Source organism: Psychrobacter sp. 1Y4 (assembly GCF_051847555.1).
In genome coordinates, this window is record NZ_JBPYDE010000407.1 from 1 (window position 1) to 785 (window position 785).

2 protein-coding genes are annotated in these 785 nt (G+C 42.4%); both read left to right on the forward strand.

Features of this window, described 5'->3' with window-relative positions; translation table 11 throughout:
* Positions 1 to 253: hypothetical protein (locus tag ACS8FC_RS16630; RefSeq protein WP_439297594.1), on the forward strand; the 253-nt coding region annotated here is incomplete at its 5' end.
* Positions 254 to 257: 4 nt separating this feature from the next.
* On the forward strand, positions 258 to 704 hold the full coding sequence (locus tag ACS8FC_RS16635) for a hypothetical protein (RefSeq protein WP_439297595.1): 447 nt from the start codon (positions 258 to 260) through the stop codon (positions 702 to 704).
* Positions 705 to 785: the final 81 nt, after the last annotated feature.

Below are 785 nucleotides of genomic sequence, written 5' to 3' on the forward strand. Positions count from 1 at the left end.
TATGGACACTGCACAAGGGATCAGCGTTGAAGACGCAATAGATACTCTCAAGGCCATGATACAAGACACCCAGCCAAAGCTCACAGAAGAAGAGGCGTTCTTGCTCAAGGAGTTTAGAGCCTTAGATGATGACCAGCGCCGCATGATGCTACGCTTTATCATTGGTGGATTTGACAGCCTCAACAGTGGTGGTGATAAGAAAGGTATCTTTGGCAGTCCACACGCAAAAATAGAAGACAGCTTTAAAGGGTAGTGCAATGAAAGCACCTGATTACAAAGGGGTTTTTGCTAGCCCTAACGCCCAAATAGCCGACAGCTTCAATGTATATCGGCAGAAACCGCCGCCAGAAGATCACCCTAACGCTATCGTTTGTGTGCAGTGTGATGAACTTACTTGGCGTTTAACTGATTGTTGCATTCATTGTGGGTTTAATATGGATGCTTACGCACAAGAACTGGTTAGACTAGAAAATCTAGACCAGCTAAGGTTTGAGCAGCAAATACTTAAGAAAAAAATATTGCCTTTCTTAATCTTGATGTTAGTTTTTGCCGTAGGTGGAATACTAAGTGTTTTCTATCTAGTGCCTAGGAATCCTTTTATAAGCTGGGTTTTAATTGGCATAATGGTGCTATTAGCAATAGCAATCAAACCATTAACTGAAAAAATGAATAACATTCGGCATCAAATACGAGAGTTACAGTAGATATGACCTGCCTGATTAGCGCTTCTGGTACCCTCATTGATGACGGTACCAGAGCGTAGTGCTATACTTAGCCCACACCAT